Genomic DNA, 17,596 nt, shown 5'->3' on the forward strand with positions numbered 1-17,596 from the left:
AACTGCTAGATCACGCCCTGGCCCAGCATCGCATCCGCGACTTTCACAAATCCTGCTACATTCGCGCCGTCCACGTAGCTGATGCTTCCATCCTTGCGCTCGCCATATCGCAGGCAAGCCTGATGAATGGCCTGCATGATTTCGAGCAGCCTGGCATCCACTTCCTCTCTTGGCCAGGAGAGGCGCATGGCATTCTGGCTCATTTCGAGGCCTGAAGTTGCCACTCCGCCGGCGTTGCTGGCTTTGCCCGGCGCGAACAGAATCCGATGGTGCTCGAAAAGCTTCACTGCTTCCGCCGTAGAGGGCATGTTGGCGCCTTCCGCGACGCAGATTACGCCGTTCTTGACCAGCGTCGCCGCATCTTCTTCATTCAGCTCGTTCTGGGTTGCGCAGGGCAGCGCCACGTCCACCGGCACGTGCCAGGGGCGCTTTCCCGGAACGAATGTCGCTTTCACCCGCTCCGCATACTCGCTGATGCGGGCGTAAAGGTTATTCTTCACGTTCATCAATTCGGTCAATTTTTCTCTGGTAAAACCGTCCTCATCGACTATCGTGCCGCTGGAGTCCGATACCGTGACGACTTTGGCACCGAGGGCCATTGCTTTTTCCACTGCATATTGAGCGACATTGCCCGAGCCCGAGACGGAAACACGCAACCCCTGGAGCGAACGTCCTGTACGTTTCAGCATTTCTTCAGCGAAATATACGGTGCCATAACCCGTCGCTTCGGGGCGAATCAGGGAGCCGCCAAAGCTCAGGCCCTTGCCGGTGAAAACGCAATCGGAGCGGTTGGAAAGCTTTTTCATCATTCCGGCCATGAATCCGACTTCCCGTCCTCCCACGCCAATATCGCCTGCCGGAACGTCGACGTCGGAACCGAGATGCCGGAACAGTTCGCTCATATAAGCCTGGCAGAAGCGCATCACCTCCCCCTGGCTGCGCCCCTTCGGATCGAAATTCGCCCCCCCTTTTCCACCTCCCATGGGAAGCGTGGTAAGCGCATTCTTGAAGGTCTGCTCAAACGCGAGGAACTTGAGGATCGAAAGATTTACGGAGGGGTGAAACCGGGTGCCTCCCTTGTACGGACCAATGGACGAACTGTGCTGGATCCGATAACCCCGATTGACATTGACCTCTCCCTGGTCGTCAACCCAGGCCACCCTGAAGATGATTATTCGTTCTGGTTCTATCAGCCGGTCAAGAATGCCATGTTCTGCGTAACGGGGGTTTTCCGTGATGAAAGGCCACAGGCTTTCTATGACCTCGGCCACTGCCTGAAGATATTCGGGTTGACCCGGGTTGCGCTCGGCTATATAACTGCAGAGCTCTTGAAAGCTTTGGTATCTCATTGTTATCTCCCGTAACAAAACATTTTATCAGCGCTTCCTCAAGGAATCGCCAGTATTTAGTCGGGCCTGTTCTCCAGCACGCATGATTCAGTAGCCGCAAAGTTTTGGCGGGTAGGCATTCTGCTTGAACTATTAATTTATCATGTTGTCCTGTCTTTGCGGAGCTTATTCCTGTTTTTCATCATCCGGTTTGTTCTCATCGTTTTTTTTGCGCGGCCGGGTCCACCAGACGATGAGAATCAGTAGCGATAGCGCTACCCCCGCTTCCAGCAGTAGTATCCACATAGGGTCGATCATGATTCGTGTAGTTTAATTCATGTAACTTTAATCAATATTCGATGAAAAACCAATTAAGTTTTCTTGTGGTTGTGTCCTCATTATGGCTCCACGCCTGCACCACTGTTCCTTCCGTTTCCACCGGAGCGGCTGTTGCCCCGGCCACGCCGCAGGCTGCGCTGTCTGGAATCGCGCTCAAGCCATCCGACTGGAGCGCACTCACGGGCTGGGCCGACGATGATATCGTGCCAGCGTGGGATGCCTTCCTGAAAAGTTGCGATGTCTTGAAAAATAAGGCGCTGTGGCAGGAAACCTGCGCGCAGGCGGATGCCATGCGGGGAGAAGATATCGCTGCCTTGCGACAATTTTTCGAGAGCCATTTCGTCCCGCATCAGGTACTGAACCCGGACGGTAGCGGAGAAGGACTCATCACCGGCTATTACGAACCGCTTTTAAGAGGCAGCCGCAAGCCGTCCGGCAAATACCCATACCCGCTTTATACCACGCCCGATGAGCTTCTTGTAATCGATTTGGGTGGCGTCTATCCGGCGCTGAAAAACATGAGGCTGCGCGGACGCCTGGAAGGACGCAAAGTCGTTCCCTATTACAGCCGAAAGGAAATAGAAAGCGAGCCGGCGCGGCTCAAGGGCAAAGAGCTTTTTTGGGTGGATGACGTCGTGGATCTGTTTTTCTTGCAGGTTCAGGGGTCGGGCCGCCTAAAACTAGAGGATGGGGAGATGGCGAGAGTGGGTTATGCCGAGCAGAACGGTCATCCGTACAGGTCGATCGGAAGACTATTGGTCGAACGCGGCGAGCTATCCGTGGAGGAGGCGTCCATGCAGGGCATCAGGGCGTGGGGTCAGAGAAACCCGGCCAAGCTGGCCGGGCTGTTGAACGAGAATGCCAGTTTCGTCTTTTTTCGAGAGCTCCCCACCGGGGCGTCCGGCCCCCTGGGGTCGCTCGGTGTTCCCCTGACTGCGGGCAGAAGTCTGGCGGTTGACACGCGCGTGATCCCAAAAGGAGCGCCGGTTTTTCTTGCCACTACCTGGCCTGCTACGGACAAGCAGCTTTCCCGCTTGATGGTTGCGCAGGATACGGGCGGCGCCATCAAGGGAAATGTGCGCGCAGACTTCTTCTGGGGGTTCGGTGCGGAAGCCGGGGACCAGGCCGGGAAAATGAGGCAGCAAGGCAAACTGTGGGTGCTGATGCCCATGGGTTACGTACCCGAACCTCCGGCGTCTCAGGCGCCTCAGATGCAGCAAGCTCAATAGACGCCAGACAACCAAGCAAACAGGGGAGCCGGATACGTTCAAGAAAAATCGCAACGGATCAGGGGCGGCGGCAGGCCCTTCGCTCCCCGCTTCCTGCTCTCATGCCGTCCCGTAAGCGCTGTTGGTTTATTTTGGCGCCGCTGCGTTCAGCTTTTTTTCTATCACTTCAGCGGTAATCATCCCAGGCACAACCGAGCCATCCGCGAAGATCAGCGTGGGCGTGCCGTTCACCCTGTATTTCTGTCCAGTTTGAACCAGCGTGTTGATCGGGGTTTCGCAATCTTTCCCCGGCGGAGCAATACCTCTCAGCATGAAGTCGTCCCACGCCTTGAGACGGTCGCGCGAGCACCATATCGACGTGGCGGTTGGCAGCGAACCGTTCAGCACAGGATAGAGCAGCGTATAGATGGTTACGTCGGTGACTTTTACCAGTTCCTTTTCCAGGCGCTTGCAATACGGGCACTTCGGGTCGGAGAAAACCACGAGTTTGCGCTTGCCGTTGCCCTTGACAGCCTTGATGGAGAGGTCCAATGGCAGCTCGTCCATGCTGATGCGCCTCGCGTCCTTGATTTCCTGCAGGCGTTCGCTGGTCAGGCTTTGCTTGGTTTTGGGATCGATTACGTGCCCCAAAAAGAGAAAACTGGCGTTTTCATCGGTATAAAACAGTTCATCGCCCACTACCACCTCGTAAAGTCCGAGATAGGGTGTTTTTTTTACACTTTCAATTTTTTCCCCGGGAAAATCGGCCAGCAAGGCCTTTCTCAGGGATGCTTCATCGGCATGGGCGGCGCCGGACATCATGCCCAGCAGCAGCGGAAAAAAAACGGAATTCAAGCGCATCACTCGATTGACCTAAATTGAAAAAAATATTGTCGCGCTATTGCCTGCCTTGATATTCAGTGCAGCGCGTGCTGCATCAGCATGTTTTTGACAAACGGCAGCCGATTGGTGATTCCCAGTCCCATATTACGCCAGCGGACGAGCGTAGGATTGGCGTTCTGGAATAACCTGTGCAGCCCGTCCGTGGCCGTTTCCATTGCAAGAATATCTTCCTTCCGGGCACGTTCGTAGCGGCGAAGCAGGAAGAAGTCGCCGCAATCTGTTTGCATTCCGCGATCGGCAAGAATAGCTGCAAGTTCGCGCACATCGCGCAGCCCCAGGTTGACGCCTTGTCCCGCCAAGGGGTGGATGCCATGCGCTGCGTCACCGATGAGCGCCAGGCGAGGCTGCACCAGGCTTTTCACATGCAGGAAATTAAGTGGAAAGGCAGCCGCCTGCGTGACAAGTTGCAGGTCGCCCAGGGTACGGAAGGATGCGTCCGCAACTTCCTGGCATAACTTCGTTTCGGACAAGTCCAGCAATGTTTTTGCTCTTTCCTCATTTGCAGACCAAACCATGGATACCATCTCATCCGGCAAAGGCAATAAAGCCAGCACGCCATCCCTGCGAAACCATTGGTAGGCAATATTCCGATGGAGATGCTCCACTCTGAAATTGGCTACGACACCTGTCTGCTGGTAGGAATGCCGGGTAATTTTGATCGACGCTTGCTCCCGCACCCACGAGTTCAGTCCGTCCGCCCCCACGACCAGCGCAGCCTGCACGCTACTGCCATCGGTGAGCTGAATTTCCGCGAGGGTGTCAGTCCACGTGATTGCCGCGCACTGCAACGGGCAATAAATCCTGATATGTTTTTCTTGCCGCTTCAGCGTATTCCAGACAGCATTTTGAAGCTGGCGATTTTCCGCGATGAAAGCCAGTTCGGCCGATCCGATATCGTATGCGCTAAAGTCGAGACGGGCAGCGGGATCATCGCCAAATACCGCCATTTCATAGACTGGGGCCAGTCGTGCCTTGTCGAGCTCCTGCCAGGCGCCACAGTCCCGAAGGAAATGCGCGCTGCCAGGACTGATGGCGTAAATTCTGGCATCCCAGCTATCATCGTCAGGAGGAGGGGAAGGCAAACGCGGTTCCACCAATGCAATCTTGAGGTCGCTTTCTTTAAGCGCAAGCGCCAGGCTTGCCCCCACCAGTCCGCCTCCAATGATAACCACGTCGAATTTCATAAGGCCATTATACAGATTACGGATGCTTTTCAATGTATGAGCGCATTCTGTTTACAAAACGGGACTGTGAGCGACACAATGAGGTCTTTCTGGATATTCGATGGAACGCTCCATGGAATAAATTCCCGGTAATCCGGTATGCAAATAACACTTTGAAATACAATATTATTTTTTGCCAATATTGACAGTGGCGTTCCCTGGAGGCAAAATTCTGCTTCTAAGTAGTGTCAGTGTGGCGAATTAGCTCAGTGGTTAGAGCAGCGGAATCATAATCCGTTGGTCCCCAGTTCGAATCTGGGATTCGCTACCAAGTACCCATCCCACCAAGTTCCAAGAAGTCCCTGAAGCCCGCATACAGCGGGCTTTTTCATTGGTTTTTACTCCTATTGCGCCCCACCTTGTTTCATTGAATCCAGCTTCAAAAGGGGGCATAATTTGCCCATATGTGCCCCCAATCAGATTTTGATGCCCCCAAAATAGATATTCCCCATGAAATTAAACGATATGGCGGTGCGCAAAGCCAAGCCTGAAGCCAAACCGTACAAGATGGCGGACGGTGGGGGCATGTACCTTGAAGTAATGCCCACTGGTTCAAAATACTGGCGGTTCAAATACCGGTTTGGTGGCAAGGAGAAGCGCCTTGCTTTCGGGGTTTATCCGGATGTCTCTCTCAGTCTGGCACGCAGCCGGCGGGATGATGCCCGCAAGCTGCTGGCGAACCAGGTTGACCCTGGAGTAGTGAAGCAACAATCCAAGCGGGCGCACAAGGAAAGCGCAGCAAACAGCTTTGAGGCTATCGCTCGTGAATGGTTTGCAAAGTTTTCTCCTCAGTGGGCCCCTTCCCATTCCGATAAGACAATCAGGCGTCTCGAAAACAATGTCTTCCCCTGGATTGGCGGTGAACCTGTATCAACCATCACTCCACCTCAACTGCTGGCAGTAATACGTCGAACGGAAAGCCGGGGGGCGTTGGATACCGCGCACCGCGTCAAGCAGAATTGCGGGCAGGTATTCCGCTATGCCGTGGCAACTGGAAGAGCAGAGCGAGACCCTTCGCAAGACCTGAAGGATGCCATTCCGTACACCGTAACAAATCATTTTGCCTCGATTACCGACCCAGAACAGGTAGGAGAGCTTCTACGCGCAATACAGGGCTTTAGAGGCACTTTCGTTGTTCAGTGTGCCCTTACCCTTGCCCCGCTGCTGTTCGTGCGTCCTGGCGAGCTACGACGCGCCGAGTGGAAGGATATCGACTTCGATAAAGCGGAATGGAGATATTTCGTCTCCAAAACCAAAACAGAGCAGACTGTTCCTCTAGCGACGCAAGCGCTGGCGGTCCTGCGTGAGCTTCGGGCATTGACCGGAGATCGGCAATATGTCTTCCCCGGGCGTGATCCTAAAAGACCGATGAGTGATGCTGCCGTGAATGCTGCCCTGCGCCGGATGGGATACGACACCAAGACCGAAATAACCGGGCATGGATTCAGGGCAATGGCACGAACCATTCTCGCGGAAGAGTTGCACCAGAAACCGGAAGTGATCGAGCATCAGTTGGCGCACAAAGTCCCGGATGTTCTTGGAGCAGCCTATAACCGAACCAAATTCTTGAAGGAGCGGCGGTCCATGATGCAGATATGGGCGGATTATCTGGATAGCCTCAAGGTTGTTCCTAAGATCATTTCTTAAGGAATTACTTTGGAAAAAATCAACATTACAATCAAAATGAAAGAGGATCCTATAGATGGGGAAGACCATCTTTGGAGTGTTTCTCGCGACCTTTGGCTTAAAGGCGCCGTCACCAAATTTATGGAAGAACAGATTGCGGGATTGCATGATTCGAATGGTAAACCGCTGCCAGATCATGCCAAGCAATTTTTATTAGATATTTTATTCAACAGGATTAAGCTGCCCAAAAAAACCTGGGAGAATATTTATTCAGAAACAGCAGTAAAGCAGATGTTTAACAGCAAATTAGACTCTATTAAGATAGATAAATTTTTTGAGACCAAACGCGGTAAGCGCGACTTTTCTCCTAGCCAAGCGGCCCTTGAATACACAGCAGAAGCTATTGGATTATCTGAATCGGCTGTGAGAGATATTATCTATCCGAAACGGAAAAAAAAGAAAATGTCAAGGCGGGAATAGTCAGCTTTTCCGCTTTGTTTAACTCTCCCACATTTGCAAAACTGCCTCCTTCAACGCCACCTTGAGCGCGTTGGAGTTCTATAGGAGGCAAGTGTGCAAGACTCAATTCGCATATTCAAGCAGCCGGAAGCATCCCGCATTACCGGCCTTTCCCGTTCATCGATTTACCGCCTAGAAGCGTTAGGCCAATTTCCCGCGAGAGTAAAGCTAGGTGAAGCCGCTTGCGGTTGGCGTAGTGACGAAATCCAGGCTTGGATAGATAGCCGCCCGCGCGCAACTCAAAAGGCGGCGGCATGACATATTCCTTGACATCCGCATTTCATCGGGATTATGCTTTCCCTTCCGGTGTAATTCATCGGTCGAGATTGGCGTCTCGGAAGATAGGCGGACAACCGCCTCAGAGCGGTTTTTTTACGTCCGTCATTCATGGATCACCCTTTTTGGGTGGCTCGTGTGGGAGGGAGAAATCCCTGCCGGTCCTATCCCGGTACGCCAACCTGCACGAGTCCGCCCGCCCGATTGGCGTCGGGAGAGCGGAAAACATTAACCGCTTAGATAGGAGCATCACCATGAAACGCACACCAAAAGGCGCGTCCGCGCCTATCGCAAAACCGCAGCGCTCGGCATCTGTAACTCCAATCCGCAAACTTACCACTGTTCCAAACCCTGTATATCAGGACGTCGTTGATCAACTCCGCGAGATGCTGCGCGAGGCAGAAGCCGGCGAGCTGATCGGATTCGCTATTGCGGCTATGTACTCGGGAAGGGATTACGCCGTGGATGCGTTCGGAGAGGCCCACAGGAGCCCCACATTCGCGCGGGGAATGGTCAGAGCATTAGACGAATATCTCAGCGAAGAGGTGTGTCGATGAACAAGCCCACGCTGGAATCTCGTAAAGGCGCTGCCGCCTGCATTAAAGCGCTCCAGGCCGCAGCAAAGATAGAGCGCCGTGGCTTCGATAATCCCGAGACGAACGACAACACCGTTGAGCGCTATTTTCGGGATCGGGATGAAATCAAGGCAACGTTCATCAAAAGCCTTGGTGCTATTTCCTCATTTCAAATTGGATTCATTTCCGTCATCGCGGAATATATCCATATCTCCATGGCAAGCGGGGCCCCAGATGAATTTAACTGGAGGCCCGAAGCGCTCATGGATGAAAGTGAGGTAAAAGAGGAGCGACGACAAGCGCTGCTTCATGCTGGGGAAATTGAAGAGACCGCACCATGACCGCCGACAAGCTTCTATCCCTTCTCCGTAACGTCAAACGCACCAGGGCGGGGCACTGGATAGCATCCTGTCCCACCCGAGACGATAAACACCCTTCCATGACCATCAAGGAACTGGATGATGGCCGCGTTCTCATTCATGACTTCGGCGGGGATTCCCCGCAAGAGATCCTGGATGCATTGGGATTAACCTTTGCCGACCTGTTTCCCGAAAAGGTGACGGATCGCGGCAAGCCCGTCCGCCCTGCCTTCCCTGCTACTGACGTATTACGCTGCATCAGCTTCGAAGCGCTGCTGGTCGCGATATCGGCCAGCAACATGGCAAAGGGTATCCAATTAACCGATGAAGAAAAGCAACGGCTGATGGTGGCCGCTGGCAGGATCAACGCTGCAATGGAGGTCACCCATGGCTACCGCTGAAGCAGGAGCCGCGTTCTTGGATCAGATTATTGCAAAGGCTCCAAGCCGCCCTTTAACGAAAGTAATAAAGCGCATTCCCGAAGTCCCGAAATGGCCCGATCCGCAGCCCCTATCATCCAAGGTACAGCCCGAGCCCTACCCGGTGGAGGCGCTTCCTGACACCGTGCGCATGGCGGTGGAAGAGGTAGCCGGATTCGTCAAGGCGCCCTTGCCCTTGGTAGCCTCTTCCGCGCTATCGGCACTCTCCCTCGCTCTGCAGGCTCACGCAGATATTAAGCGGGCGGAAAAGCTGACCGGACCGATAGGATTATTCCTGTTGACCATTGCCGACAGCGGCGAAAGAAAAACCACCTGCGACGGCTTTTTCACAAAAGCGATCCGGGATTACGAGAAGCAACAAGCAGACGCCGCGAAACAGCCACTGAAGGACCATAAAGCGGCAATGGGGTCGTGGGAAGCGGAATGCGGCGGCGTCAAGGAAAAGATTCGCCAGCTTGCCAAAGCGGGACAGCCGACCGACTCCATGAAAATTGCTTTGCGCGATCTGGAACGCGACAGGCCCGAGCCTCCGAGAGTCCCGCGGCTGGGTTACAACGATGCGACACCCGAAGCATTGGCCCATGGACTCGCGCAGCAATGGCCATCCGGTGGCGTGATATCTGCTGAGGCCGGCATCGTCTTCGGCTCGCATGGCATGGGCAAGGATAGCGTCATGCGCAACCTCGGGCTGCTCAATCTGCTGTGGGATGGTGCAAGCCTGACCATTGATCGCAGATCCACTGAATCCTTTACCGTGAGAGGCGCCCGCTTGACCATGGGACTGCAAGTGCAAGATCCCACCTTGCGCGAATTCTTCAACCGATCCGGAGTACTGGCAAGAGGCACGGGTTTCCTTGCGCGATTCCTGGTGGCTTGGCCGGAATCGACACAAGGCTCCCGCTTCTTTACCGAAGCTCCGGACAACTGGCCGCATGTCGCAGCATTCGACCAGCGCATTGCCGCGATCCTTAATCGTGACGTTCCAATCGATGAGGATGGTGTTTTGCAGCCGACGCTTTTGACTCTGACACCTGAAGCCAAGGCTGCATGGGTTGAGTTTCATAACCGGATCGAATCCGAATTGCGCTGTGGCGGGGAACTGTACGACGTGCGCGATGTGGCAAGCAAGGCCGCAGACAACGCGGCACGGCTCGCAACGCTGTTTCAGATGTTCGAGCATGGCATTGGTGCGGTTAGTCTGGAGTCTTTCGAATCTGCCAGCCTGATCGTTGCATGGCACCTGAACGAATCCCGCCGTTTCTTTGGAGAGCTGGCTTTGCCACTAGAGATTGCCAATGCAGTGCGGCTCGATACCTGGCTGCTGGAATACTGCAAGCGGGAACGCGTCACCCTGATTGGAAAGAATCATGTTCGCCGGCATGGGCCACTCCGCGATAAAGCGCTACTGGATGCTGGCATCAAAGAACTCGTGGAGCTCAACCGGATACAGCTATCAAAGGAGGAAAAGCGGCTCATTATCAAGATCAATCCCGCGCTACTGAGTGGAGACCTTCCATGAGCATCCTTTCGGAGATGAAGAAAAAGTACTCGAAAAAAAGAGTTGCTACCGCTACTCATGCTACTCCTGCTACTCAACAAGAGGAATGGACGGAAGAAGTAGCAAAAGTAGCAACGGTAGCAGTAGCAAACCCTTGGGAAGGCGAAATCGAGGAAGCGGCGAACGACACCAGGCAGCAGCGAGTAGAGGACATGCTGGAAAGCAATCCGGAACTCAAGTATGCGGTGGTGGTGGACGATACAACTACGGACCCGGTGACTGTGACAGTAGGGATTCGAAAGATTGCCGTCTTCGACCTGGAGATACCTCGGAAAAACTATGACGGCATGGCACTTTTGCAAGTGATCGAGCAATACGCCGAGGAAATGGGAGGGAATACCCAAACATCAGCAGCATGATTATCCCACAGAGTACCAAGAAGTCCCATGACGTTTAAATAGAAAAAGCATATTGACATATTTAATAGACAAGAGTATAAGTTATATTAGTGATTTATTATCATTAACTTATATACTTTATAGGAGTGTCAATTGATACATGAATTTCGTGAGCAACGTGCGCTGGCTGTGACAGAAATGAGGGCTTTAGTTGAGACGGCTCAAGCTCAGAAACGAAACATGACGGCTGACGAAACAAGCCGTTTTGACGCATTGAAAGCCAAGATAGTCGATCTTGAAGGACAGGAAGCCAGGGCATCGTTTCTGGTGGAAGCTGAGAGAAATATGAAAGGCACGCCAGTGAGCGGCGATAAATCCTTTGCCGATCTGGAAAAGAATGTTTCCCTGCTGAGCGTGATTCGCGCCGGCATGGAGCAACGTCAACTCACAGGTGCTGAAGCCGAATACTCGAAAGAAATCGAGCGTCGCACAGGGCGCAAAGCAGGCGGCGTGTTTGTCCCGTTGGCGGCACTGGAAAAGCGGGTCAATACCACCTCGAGCTCTCCTGAAATCGTCCCTACCGATTACCGGCCTGATCAATTCATAGAGCCGTTCCGTAACAAACTGCTGGCCCGATCCCTCGGGGTTCGCGTACTGAGCGGCTTGCATGGCGACGTTTCCATCCCTGCTTACGGCACCGGCGTTACAAGCGGATGGGTTGCAGAGAATGGTGCGCTCACTGCTTCGGACCTGACACACGATGCCAAGTCTCTCAGTCCTAAGCACGTAGGGGCATTGTCGGAAATGTCCCGGCAGCTGATCCAGCAATCCTCTCCTGATATCGAGCAGCTTTTGCGTGACGACATGTCCTTTGCCCTGGCTGCCGCTATCGATAGCGCCCTTATCAAAGGCGGCGGCACGAATGAGCCGACCGGCATTATCCCGACTGTCGGTATACAGACTGCATCACTAGCTACCCTGAGCTGGGCAGGCATATCCGGAATGATTGCCAAGAGCGAACTGGCAAACAGCACGGCTACCGCATGGCTGACCTCTCCTGGGGTTACGGATAAGCTGCGGACCACGCTGAAATCCGCGACCGCGGGCGCGGCCTATCTGCTGGAGAATGGGCGCATGGCGAATCTGCCGGTTTACAGTACCAAGCAGGTACCTCTTGCCACTGCCAAGGGCCAGCTTATCCTGGGTGATTTCAGTCAGGTATTGCTGGGCATCTGGAGCGAGCTTGATATCCTCGTGAATCCATACGAAAGCACGGCTTATGCGCGCGGCGGCGTGATGGTTCGTGCGATGGCTACTTGCGATATCCTGATCCGGCATCCTGAAGCCTTCGTACTGGCAAACGATATCGTCGTAAGCTGATGAACGGGCTTGAAATAAGATCGGGAGGGGCGCTGCAAGCCTCTCCCGGCAAGCTTGCGGGTTACGCTGCAGTTTACAATTCCCACAGTCAGGACCTGGGCGGATTCGTTGAACGCATCCTGCCCGGCGCCTTTCGCCAATCCCTTGCTAGTCCCGACAATATCCGCGCTCTCCTGGAACACGATCCACAGCGTCTTCTAGGGCGTGTCGGCTCGCGTACGCTGACACTGGCAGAGGATACCAAGGGGCTTTACTTTGAACTCTCCCTGCCTGACACCAGCTATGCGCGTGACCTGGGGGCGCTTGTAGAAAGAGGCGATATCTCCGGCTGTTCCTTCGGCTTTCGGGTGCCGAAGGATGGAGATCATTGGGATATGAGATCGGGACAATTAACACGCGATCTTCTGGTGGTCGATCTGCAAGAGATCACGATAACCAGCAATCCCGCCTATCTCGATACCTCGGTAGCCAAGCGCAGCATGGAAGAGTGGCAGAAAAGCCAATTGTCACCCAGCATCCTCTGGCTGGATACCGTGGATGATGAAAATGAGTGGGGTTCTCGATGCGTCCGAATCTGGTAGATCGAGCACTCAACATCATCGGCCTGGAGCGTAGAGCCTATAACGCAAAAGACCCATCATGGAATCATCCTCTGCTTGCAGGCGGGACTTCTCCAGCAAGGGCCGAAAGCCTGTCTGCCGTCTATGCCTGCGTCTCTGCAATCTCTGAAACCATCGCATCGCTTCCCCTGATTCTATACAAGCGCACGGCTGACGATGGCAGGGAACGCGCCCCTGAACATCCCCTGTATCGTGTATTGCACGATCAGCCGAATGAGATTCAGACCGCATTAGAGTTTCGGGAAATGCTGATGGCCATGGTACTGCTACGTGGTAATGCTCATGCCGAAATCATCCGCGGGAGCGATGGCCAGGTGATCGAGTTGAGGCCGTTGCTGCCTGGATCGGTATCCACCTTACAGCTTGATAACGGCAATATTGCTTATGACGTGTCAGACGCAAAGGGAGGCGTAAGGCGGCTCTTGCGTCATGAAGTATTCCACTTGCGCCACCGTTCAAGCAATGGCCTGACCGGGGTATCTCCCATTGCAGAAAGTAGGGAGACAGTCCAGCTTGGATTGTCGGAGCGTGACCATGGAAATTCGGTTTTCAAGAATGGCGCTTACTTAACAGGGATTCTTAATGTTGAGAGCTCGCTGACCGAGGAAAAGCTCGACTATATACGTAATAGATGGAACGAGAAGCATGCTGGTATCGATAACGCGGGCAGCATAGTAATTCTGGATGGAAAGAGGTGGACGTATACCCCGGTGACCATGACTATGGAAGATGCGCAATGGATCGAGGCGCGCAGGTTTTCTGTTGAAGAGATAGCCCGGCTATTCAGGGTGCCGCCCACCATCATAGGCGATCTGAAGGAGGCCAACTACTCCAACAGCGTGGAGATGAATAAGTTTTTCATAACGAATACGCTGCGCCGGCACCTTGCCATGTGGGAACAAGCGATATCCGCATCCCTGCTTACCCCTGCCTCGCGTCAAGTCTACTTCGCAGAGCACAGCGTTGAAGGACTGCTGAGAGGCGATAGCAACAATCGAGCTGACTTCTACAGCAAAGGGATAGCCGATGGATGGCTGACTGTTGATGAGGTGAGGAAGTTTGAGAACCTGCCCAAGCTAAACCAGACTGAGCCGGTGCTATGAAAGAAATCACTGAGTTCTCTACCCTTGGACACCGCGCTGGGTCTCACGCAGACAAAAAATTCCCTATTTGAAAAGTTTCAGCAAATGACAGTCGCAACAGTAAAACAAGATCATGATTTCATTGTAAAAAAGAACATCCTGATTTCGCGCACTAAATCAAAAAGTTTCAGCAAATGGCAGGAGTAAAAGGTAAAGAAAGACTTTGATTTACCTGATAAAACGCACATCTTGATTATTTGCAAATAATCAAGTTTTAATCAAATGAATCAACAAATGAAAGAGCAACTGAAAAAATCACCACAACCTCACAGGCAAGACCGCGCTGGTAATGTTTATTTCATAAATCGTAACAATTACAAAGAATATGGCAAAAATTCTTGATATATGAAGCTCCACGAATACATTACGCTCCATCACAACAAGCCCTTCAAGTGGGGAGAAAACGACTGCTGCACTTTCGCTATCGGATGGCTGGAACTGGTAATGGGCGAGGACTTTTTAAGTGCACACAGGCCCTGGAGTTCAGCCCTGGAGGCAAGCAGGAAGGTAAAGAACCTGGGCGGTCTCCCCTTGCTGCTCTCCAATAACCTGAAACAGATAAACGCCAACTTTGCCTGGGATGGCGATCTGGCTATCTATCAGGATGCAGCACACCTGTTCAGCGGCAGGCATATCGTTTCTGTTGGAAAAAACGGCCTGGTCTTCACCGATCGCATGGTTGTGAAGGAGGCCTGGACATGCCGCCAGTATTCGGTGCAGTAGGAGTATGGTTTGCAACGGCTACCGCCTTTGAAATAGCTGTTACTGTTGCGTCTATTGGCCTGACAGTCGGCACAACCGTTTTTGGCGTGGTTGCTCAAAAGGCAGCTGCAAAAAAGGCGAAGAGGCAAGCGGCAAAGGCCAGGGAAGACTTTTTAAACTCCTTGCAAGACCGGACCATCACCCGTATTGCCACTGATGCCCCCCATCGTTACGTTTACGGCAAAGCTAAGGTAGGTGCCGATGTGGTGGCGGTTCTGGCGAGTGGGAATAACGACGAATACAAGCATATCGTGGCAGTCCATGCCGCGCATGAATCAGAATCAATAGACGAGGTTTACATCAACAACAAGCCTCTCGGTCCCCTGGATGAAGACGGCTTTGTTACTCAGGGTGATTACTACTCGGCGACAACGGAGACGATAACCGAAACCTTTCCGACCTCGCCGTTCACGCTCCAGCATACGCCTTCGAGCGCGATCAAAGTGATTGCCTATGGCAGGGGAGGGATAGGCACCGTATCGGGAATAATCCCGATCAACGGGGAAGTGCCGTTTACTAGATCTGGCAACACGATAACCGTAACCGGCACCGTGCCGTCCGGCTTGCCCGTTGCATGGACGTTCAATCTCGAACGCTACAGCATCACATACCAGTACACGAACAATACCAGCCAGGTGCGGGTAAAGAAGCATCTCGGGACGCCTACAGATCCGGCAGACGCTTCCCTGCTGGCCGAGTGCGGAGATAAGTGGAAGGACACTGCGGTACTGCGCGATTTCACCTATACCGTGATCCGTCTTGACTTGAGACAAGCTGAATTCCAGGGCGGCATGCCAGACATTGCCGTTTTAATGAAAGGAAAGAAGCTATACGACCCGCGGGACGGATCGAGGAAGTGGAGCAACAATCCTGCCTTGTGTATTTACGATTACCTGACCTCGCCGATGTGCGGGGTTCCCCCGGAGGATATACCGCTTGGCCCCATGATCACAGCGGCCAATGTCTGCGATGAACAAGTACAAGGATTGTGCTAATGAGTAGAAGCTTCACCGTTGAGTCTGAAAAAGGGTTGCTGACATCGCTGGCAACGCCCTGCCACATCACCCCAGCCTTTCATCCGGGAAAGAGCCTTCCAAAATGCCCCAGGATCGAATTTAACGCGCTGTGGGATACTGGAGCAATGAAGACGGTCATTACCCCTAAAGTGATCGAAGCGCTAGGGCTGCAGTCTCTCAGACGCGTAGGACCCATACTTCTACAAGGAGTGGACAGGGTTGAACAAAGCGCGGCGTATGAGATCAATCTGTCCCTGCCTTCCAAAATCACCATTCATGAATTGACTGTTGTTTCCAAGAATCCCGGAGATATGGTCTGGTGGGACGTAATCGTCGGCATGGACGTGATCTCCCAAGGCGACTTCTCGGTAACGAACAGGAACGGCAAGACAGAATGGTCTTTCAGCGTTCCATCGTGAGACTAGATCTCACGGTAGTAAAGAATCTTCGGCCAGCGAAGATGTTGCAAGCATTTCAAAATGCGAATATTCATGGGATAAGTCATGAGTGCCTAAAAACCGTGACGGCCAGCGGTAGTCATCCTAACTACGCGGTTGGCAGAGATCAAACCCCCTGGGCCAGCCCTCGGGGTTTTTCTCTTTGGGGGCATAATCGGGGGCATATTTTTAGGGTATTGTTTTGTAATCCTTTATCCATAAGCTGTTACAGGTTTATTCGATAGCGGGATTCGCTACCAAATCTTCCCTTAATGTAACAGTCAGTTACTCAGGTTTCTCTCGGATCGAGGCATGAAGACGAATAGCTCTTATGCCCAGAAAACATCCCAAAGAGCATTTCTATCCTTGCAGCACTGCATAAGCTATGTCGAGCGCAATTGAAATTTGAGCCACTTTGCGCGCAACAGTTAGGGAAACGCTGATTTAATGCATTTTGACGAACGGAGGCAGTGGATGACATGCGAGAATTGGTGCATTGAAAACAGATAGGCACTTGGCGATGCAAGGGAGTTTTTCTGACCTGGAATACGCGGCGAAGAAGAAGGTGACGCGACGCGACCGATTTCTCGGCCAGATCAATGCTGTGACACCGTGGTTGGCACTGGTGGCCGAGATTGAGCCATTCTACCCCAAGGGCACAGGCCGTGGTCGTCCACCGATTGGCGTGGAACGCATGCTGCGCATGTACATCGCCCAGCAATGCTTTGGTCTTTCGGATGAAGGCATTGAAGATGCCATTTACGACAGTCAGGCTCTCCGGTCCTTTGTCGGGATTGACCTGTTGCGTGAGTCGGCACCGGATGCCACCACCCTGCTCAAGTTCCGTCGCCTGCTTGAAGACAACAAGCTGACCGAGCGCATCTTTGCCGCCATCAATACCTTGCTGGCCGTGAAGGGGTTGATTCTCAAGGAGGGCACCGTCGTCGATGCGACGATCATCGCAGCCCCGTCCTCGACCAAAAACCAGAGTGGCGGGCGTGATCCAGAGATGCACCAAGCCAGGAAAGGCAACCAGTGGCACTTTGGCATGAAGGCCCACATTGGCGTCGATGTCGAGTCTGGCATTACCCATACGCTGGTTACCACGCCAGCCAATACCCATGACGTTACCCAAGCCCATGCGCTGTTGCATGGGAATGAGAAGGTTGTCTTTGGCGACGCTGGCTATCAGGGTGTCGAGAAACGGGAAGAGAACCTGAATACCGAAGTTCAATGGGAAGTAGCGATGCGCCCCGGCAAGCGCAAGACGTTGCCGGATACTCCAATTGGCCGCCTGAAGGAGCAGATCGAGCAGATCAAGGCGAGTGTGCGGGCCAAGGTCGAGCATCCCTTCCACATCGTCAAGAACCTCTTCGGCATGAAGAAGGTGCGCTATCGCGGACTGGCCAAAAACACGGCACAGCTTTATACCCTCTTCGGATTGGCGAATCTGCTGATCGCCAAGCGGCGACGGTTTGCACTCGACGCCCAAGGTGCGTCCTGAAATAGGCGAAACGATGAAATTCGCGGGAAAACAGGGCAAATGC

Annotated in this window: 20 protein-coding genes and 1 tRNA gene; 17 read left to right on the forward strand and 4 right to left on the reverse strand. The window is 53.3% G+C overall.

What is annotated here, in order from left to right; translation table 11 throughout:
• Positions 1–5: 5 nt before the first annotated feature.
• Positions 6–1,349, reverse strand: coding sequence for an NADP-specific glutamate dehydrogenase (gdhA, locus tag ACZ5CE_RS02105; protein WP_464576114.1), 1,344 nt, complete (start codon positions 1,347–1,349; stop codon positions 6–8).
• 165 nt (positions 1,350–1,514) lie between these two features.
• A complete protein-coding gene (locus ACZ5CE_RS02110) occupies positions 1,515–1,646 on the reverse strand; it encodes a hypothetical protein (RefSeq protein ID WP_464576115.1) in 132 nt (43 codons plus the stop codon).
• A gap of 41 nt (positions 1,647–1,687) precedes the next feature.
• Between ACZ5CE_RS02110 and mltA the strand changes: the two genes are divergently transcribed.
• The gene (mltA, locus tag ACZ5CE_RS02115; protein ID WP_464576116.1) at positions 1,688–2,896 is read left to right on the forward strand and encodes a murein transglycosylase A; all 1,209 of its coding nucleotides are present in this window, start codon (positions 1,688–1,690) and stop codon (positions 2,894–2,896) included.
• Positions 2,897–3,022: 126 nt separating this feature from the next.
• Here mltA and ACZ5CE_RS02120 read toward each other — a convergent pair whose 3' ends face one another.
• Positions 3,023–3,736: a DsbC family protein gene (locus ACZ5CE_RS02120; protein WP_464577387.1), complete on the reverse strand. Its 714-nt coding sequence runs from the start codon at positions 3,734–3,736 to the stop codon at positions 3,023–3,025.
• Positions 3,737–3,792: 56 nt separating this feature from the next.
• The gene (locus tag ACZ5CE_RS02125) at positions 3,793–4,962 is read right to left on the reverse strand and encodes a UbiH/UbiF family hydroxylase (RefSeq protein ID WP_464576117.1); all 1,170 of its coding nucleotides are present in this window, start codon (positions 4,960–4,962) and stop codon (positions 3,793–3,795) included.
• Positions 4,963–5,196: 234 nt separating this feature from the next.
• On the opposite strand from ACZ5CE_RS02125, the gene ACZ5CE_RS02130 reads away from it, so the two are divergent.
• The 16 genes from ACZ5CE_RS02130 to ACZ5CE_RS02205 all read left to right on the forward strand — a co-directional run bounded on the left by ACZ5CE_RS02130 (position 5,197) and on the right by ACZ5CE_RS02205 (position 17,553).
• A tRNA-Met gene (locus tag ACZ5CE_RS02130) sits at positions 5,197–5,272 on the forward strand.
• Positions 5,273–5,451: 179 nt separating this feature from the next.
• Positions 5,452–6,648: a tyrosine-type recombinase/integrase gene (locus tag ACZ5CE_RS02135; protein ID WP_464576118.1), complete on the forward strand. Its 1,197-nt coding sequence runs from the start codon at positions 5,452–5,454 to the stop codon at positions 6,646–6,648.
• 9 nt (positions 6,649–6,657) lie between these two features.
• On the forward strand, positions 6,658–7,107 hold the full coding sequence (locus tag ACZ5CE_RS02140) for a hypothetical protein (protein ID WP_464576119.1): 450 nt from the start codon (positions 6,658–6,660) through the stop codon (positions 7,105–7,107).
• A 93-nt stretch (positions 7,108–7,200) separates the two neighbouring features.
• Positions 7,201–7,404 carry a helix-turn-helix transcriptional regulator gene (locus tag ACZ5CE_RS02145; RefSeq protein ID WP_464576120.1) on the forward strand — a complete coding sequence of 68 codons (204 nt, stop codon included), beginning with the start codon at positions 7,201–7,203 and terminating at the stop codon, positions 7,402–7,404.
• 272 nt (positions 7,405–7,676) lie between these two features.
• Positions 7,677–7,979 (forward strand): hypothetical protein, encoded by a 303-nt coding sequence (locus ACZ5CE_RS02150; protein WP_464576121.1) that lies wholly within the window; start codon positions 7,677–7,679, stop codon positions 7,977–7,979.
• Positions 7,976–8,338 (forward strand): hypothetical protein, encoded by a 363-nt coding sequence (locus tag ACZ5CE_RS02155; protein WP_464576122.1) that lies wholly within the window; start codon positions 7,976–7,978, stop codon positions 8,336–8,338. Before ACZ5CE_RS02150 ends, ACZ5CE_RS02155 begins: the two co-directional genes overlap by 4 nt.
• The gene (locus tag ACZ5CE_RS02160; protein WP_464576123.1) at positions 8,335–8,757 is read left to right on the forward strand and encodes a DNA primase; all 423 of its coding nucleotides are present in this window, start codon (positions 8,335–8,337) and stop codon (positions 8,755–8,757) included. Before ACZ5CE_RS02155 ends, ACZ5CE_RS02160 begins: the two co-directional genes overlap by 4 nt.
• 16 nt (positions 8,758–8,773) lie before the next feature.
• Positions 8,774–10,315: a YfjI family protein gene (locus ACZ5CE_RS02165; protein WP_464576124.1), complete on the forward strand. Its 1,542-nt coding sequence runs from the start codon at positions 8,774–8,776 to the stop codon at positions 10,313–10,315.
• Positions 10,312–10,713 (forward strand): hypothetical protein, encoded by a 402-nt coding sequence (locus ACZ5CE_RS02170; protein ID WP_464576125.1) that lies wholly within the window; start codon positions 10,312–10,314, stop codon positions 10,711–10,713. The genes ACZ5CE_RS02165 and ACZ5CE_RS02170 overlap by 4 nt, the downstream gene beginning before the upstream one ends.
• Before the next feature lie 132 nt (positions 10,714–10,845).
• Entirely contained in the window at positions 10,846–12,072 is a 1,227-nt protein-coding gene (locus ACZ5CE_RS02175) for a phage major capsid protein (protein ID WP_464576126.1), read from the forward strand.
• Positions 12,072–12,653: an HK97 family phage prohead protease gene (locus ACZ5CE_RS02180; RefSeq protein ID WP_464576127.1), complete on the forward strand. Its 582-nt coding sequence runs from the start codon at positions 12,072–12,074 to the stop codon at positions 12,651–12,653. Before ACZ5CE_RS02175 ends, ACZ5CE_RS02180 begins: the two co-directional genes overlap by 1 nt.
• Positions 12,635–13,795 carry a phage portal protein gene (locus tag ACZ5CE_RS02185; protein WP_464576128.1) on the forward strand — a complete coding sequence of 387 codons (1,161 nt, stop codon included), beginning with the start codon at positions 12,635–12,637 and terminating at the stop codon, positions 13,793–13,795. Before ACZ5CE_RS02180 ends, ACZ5CE_RS02185 begins: the two co-directional genes overlap by 19 nt.
• A 384-nt stretch (positions 13,796–14,179) precedes the next feature.
• A complete protein-coding gene (locus tag ACZ5CE_RS02190) occupies positions 14,180–14,557 on the forward strand; it encodes a DUF6950 family protein (RefSeq protein ID WP_464576129.1) in 378 nt (125 codons plus the stop codon).
• Positions 14,533–15,591 carry a hypothetical protein gene (locus ACZ5CE_RS02195; protein ID WP_464576130.1) on the forward strand — a complete coding sequence of 353 codons (1,059 nt, stop codon included), beginning with the start codon at positions 14,533–14,535 and terminating at the stop codon, positions 15,589–15,591. Before ACZ5CE_RS02190 ends, ACZ5CE_RS02195 begins: the two co-directional genes overlap by 25 nt.
• The gene (locus ACZ5CE_RS02200) at positions 15,591–16,031 is read left to right on the forward strand and encodes a retropepsin-like aspartic protease (protein ID WP_464576131.1); all 441 of its coding nucleotides are present in this window, start codon (positions 15,591–15,593) and stop codon (positions 16,029–16,031) included. The genes ACZ5CE_RS02195 and ACZ5CE_RS02200 overlap by 1 nt, the downstream gene beginning before the upstream one ends.
• A 538-nt stretch (positions 16,032–16,569) precedes the next feature.
• A complete protein-coding gene (locus tag ACZ5CE_RS02205; protein ID WP_464574943.1) occupies positions 16,570–17,553 on the forward strand; it encodes an IS5 family transposase in 984 nt (327 codons plus the stop codon).
• The last annotated feature ends 43 nt before the right edge of the window (positions 17,554–17,596 follow it).

The organism is Nitrosospira sp. TNL200 (genome assembly GCF_055386305.1).

Bases quoted from the DNA above. Each gene is read 5' to 3' on its own strand.
- gdhA (WP_464576114.1), bottom strand. From the start codon at position 1,349: ATGAGATACCAAAGCTTTCAAGAGCTCTGCAGTTATATAGCCGAGCGC.
- ACZ5CE_RS02110 (WP_464576115.1), bottom strand. From the start codon at position 1,646: ATGATCGACCCTATGTGGATACTACTGCTGGAAGCGGGGGTAGCGCTA.
- mltA (WP_464576116.1), top strand. From the start codon at position 1,688: ATGAAAAACCAATTAAGTTTTCTTGTGGTTGTGTCCTCATTATGGCTC.
- ACZ5CE_RS02120 (WP_464577387.1), bottom strand. From the start codon at position 3,736: ATGCGCTTGAATTCCGTTTTTTTTCCGCTGCTGCTGGGCATGATGTCC.
- ACZ5CE_RS02125 (WP_464576117.1), bottom strand. From the start codon at position 4,962: ATGAAATTCGACGTGGTTATCATTGGAGGCGGACTGGTGGGGGCAAGC.
- ACZ5CE_RS02135 (WP_464576118.1), top strand. From the start codon at position 5,452: ATGAAATTAAACGATATGGCGGTGCGCAAAGCCAAGCCTGAAGCCAAA.
- ACZ5CE_RS02150 (WP_464576121.1), top strand. From the start codon at position 7,677: ATGAAACGCACACCAAAAGGCGCGTCCGCGCCTATCGCAAAACCGCAG.
- ACZ5CE_RS02155 (WP_464576122.1), top strand. From the start codon at position 7,976: ATGAACAAGCCCACGCTGGAATCTCGTAAAGGCGCTGCCGCCTGCATT.
- ACZ5CE_RS02160 (WP_464576123.1), top strand. From the start codon at position 8,335: ATGACCGCCGACAAGCTTCTATCCCTTCTCCGTAACGTCAAACGCACC.
- ACZ5CE_RS02170 (WP_464576125.1), top strand. From the start codon at position 10,312: ATGAGCATCCTTTCGGAGATGAAGAAAAAGTACTCGAAAAAAAGAGTT.
- ACZ5CE_RS02180 (WP_464576127.1), top strand. From the start codon at position 12,072: ATGAACGGGCTTGAAATAAGATCGGGAGGGGCGCTGCAAGCCTCTCCC.
- ACZ5CE_RS02185 (WP_464576128.1), top strand. From the start codon at position 12,635: ATGCGTCCGAATCTGGTAGATCGAGCACTCAACATCATCGGCCTGGAG.
- ACZ5CE_RS02190 (WP_464576129.1), top strand. From the start codon at position 14,180: ATGAAGCTCCACGAATACATTACGCTCCATCACAACAAGCCCTTCAAG.
- ACZ5CE_RS02195 (WP_464576130.1), top strand. From the start codon at position 14,533: ATGCCGCCAGTATTCGGTGCAGTAGGAGTATGGTTTGCAACGGCTACC.
- ACZ5CE_RS02200 (WP_464576131.1), top strand. From the start codon at position 15,591: ATGAGTAGAAGCTTCACCGTTGAGTCTGAAAAAGGGTTGCTGACATCG.
- ACZ5CE_RS02205 (WP_464574943.1), top strand. From the start codon at position 16,570: ATGCAAGGGAGTTTTTCTGACCTGGAATACGCGGCGAAGAAGAAGGTG.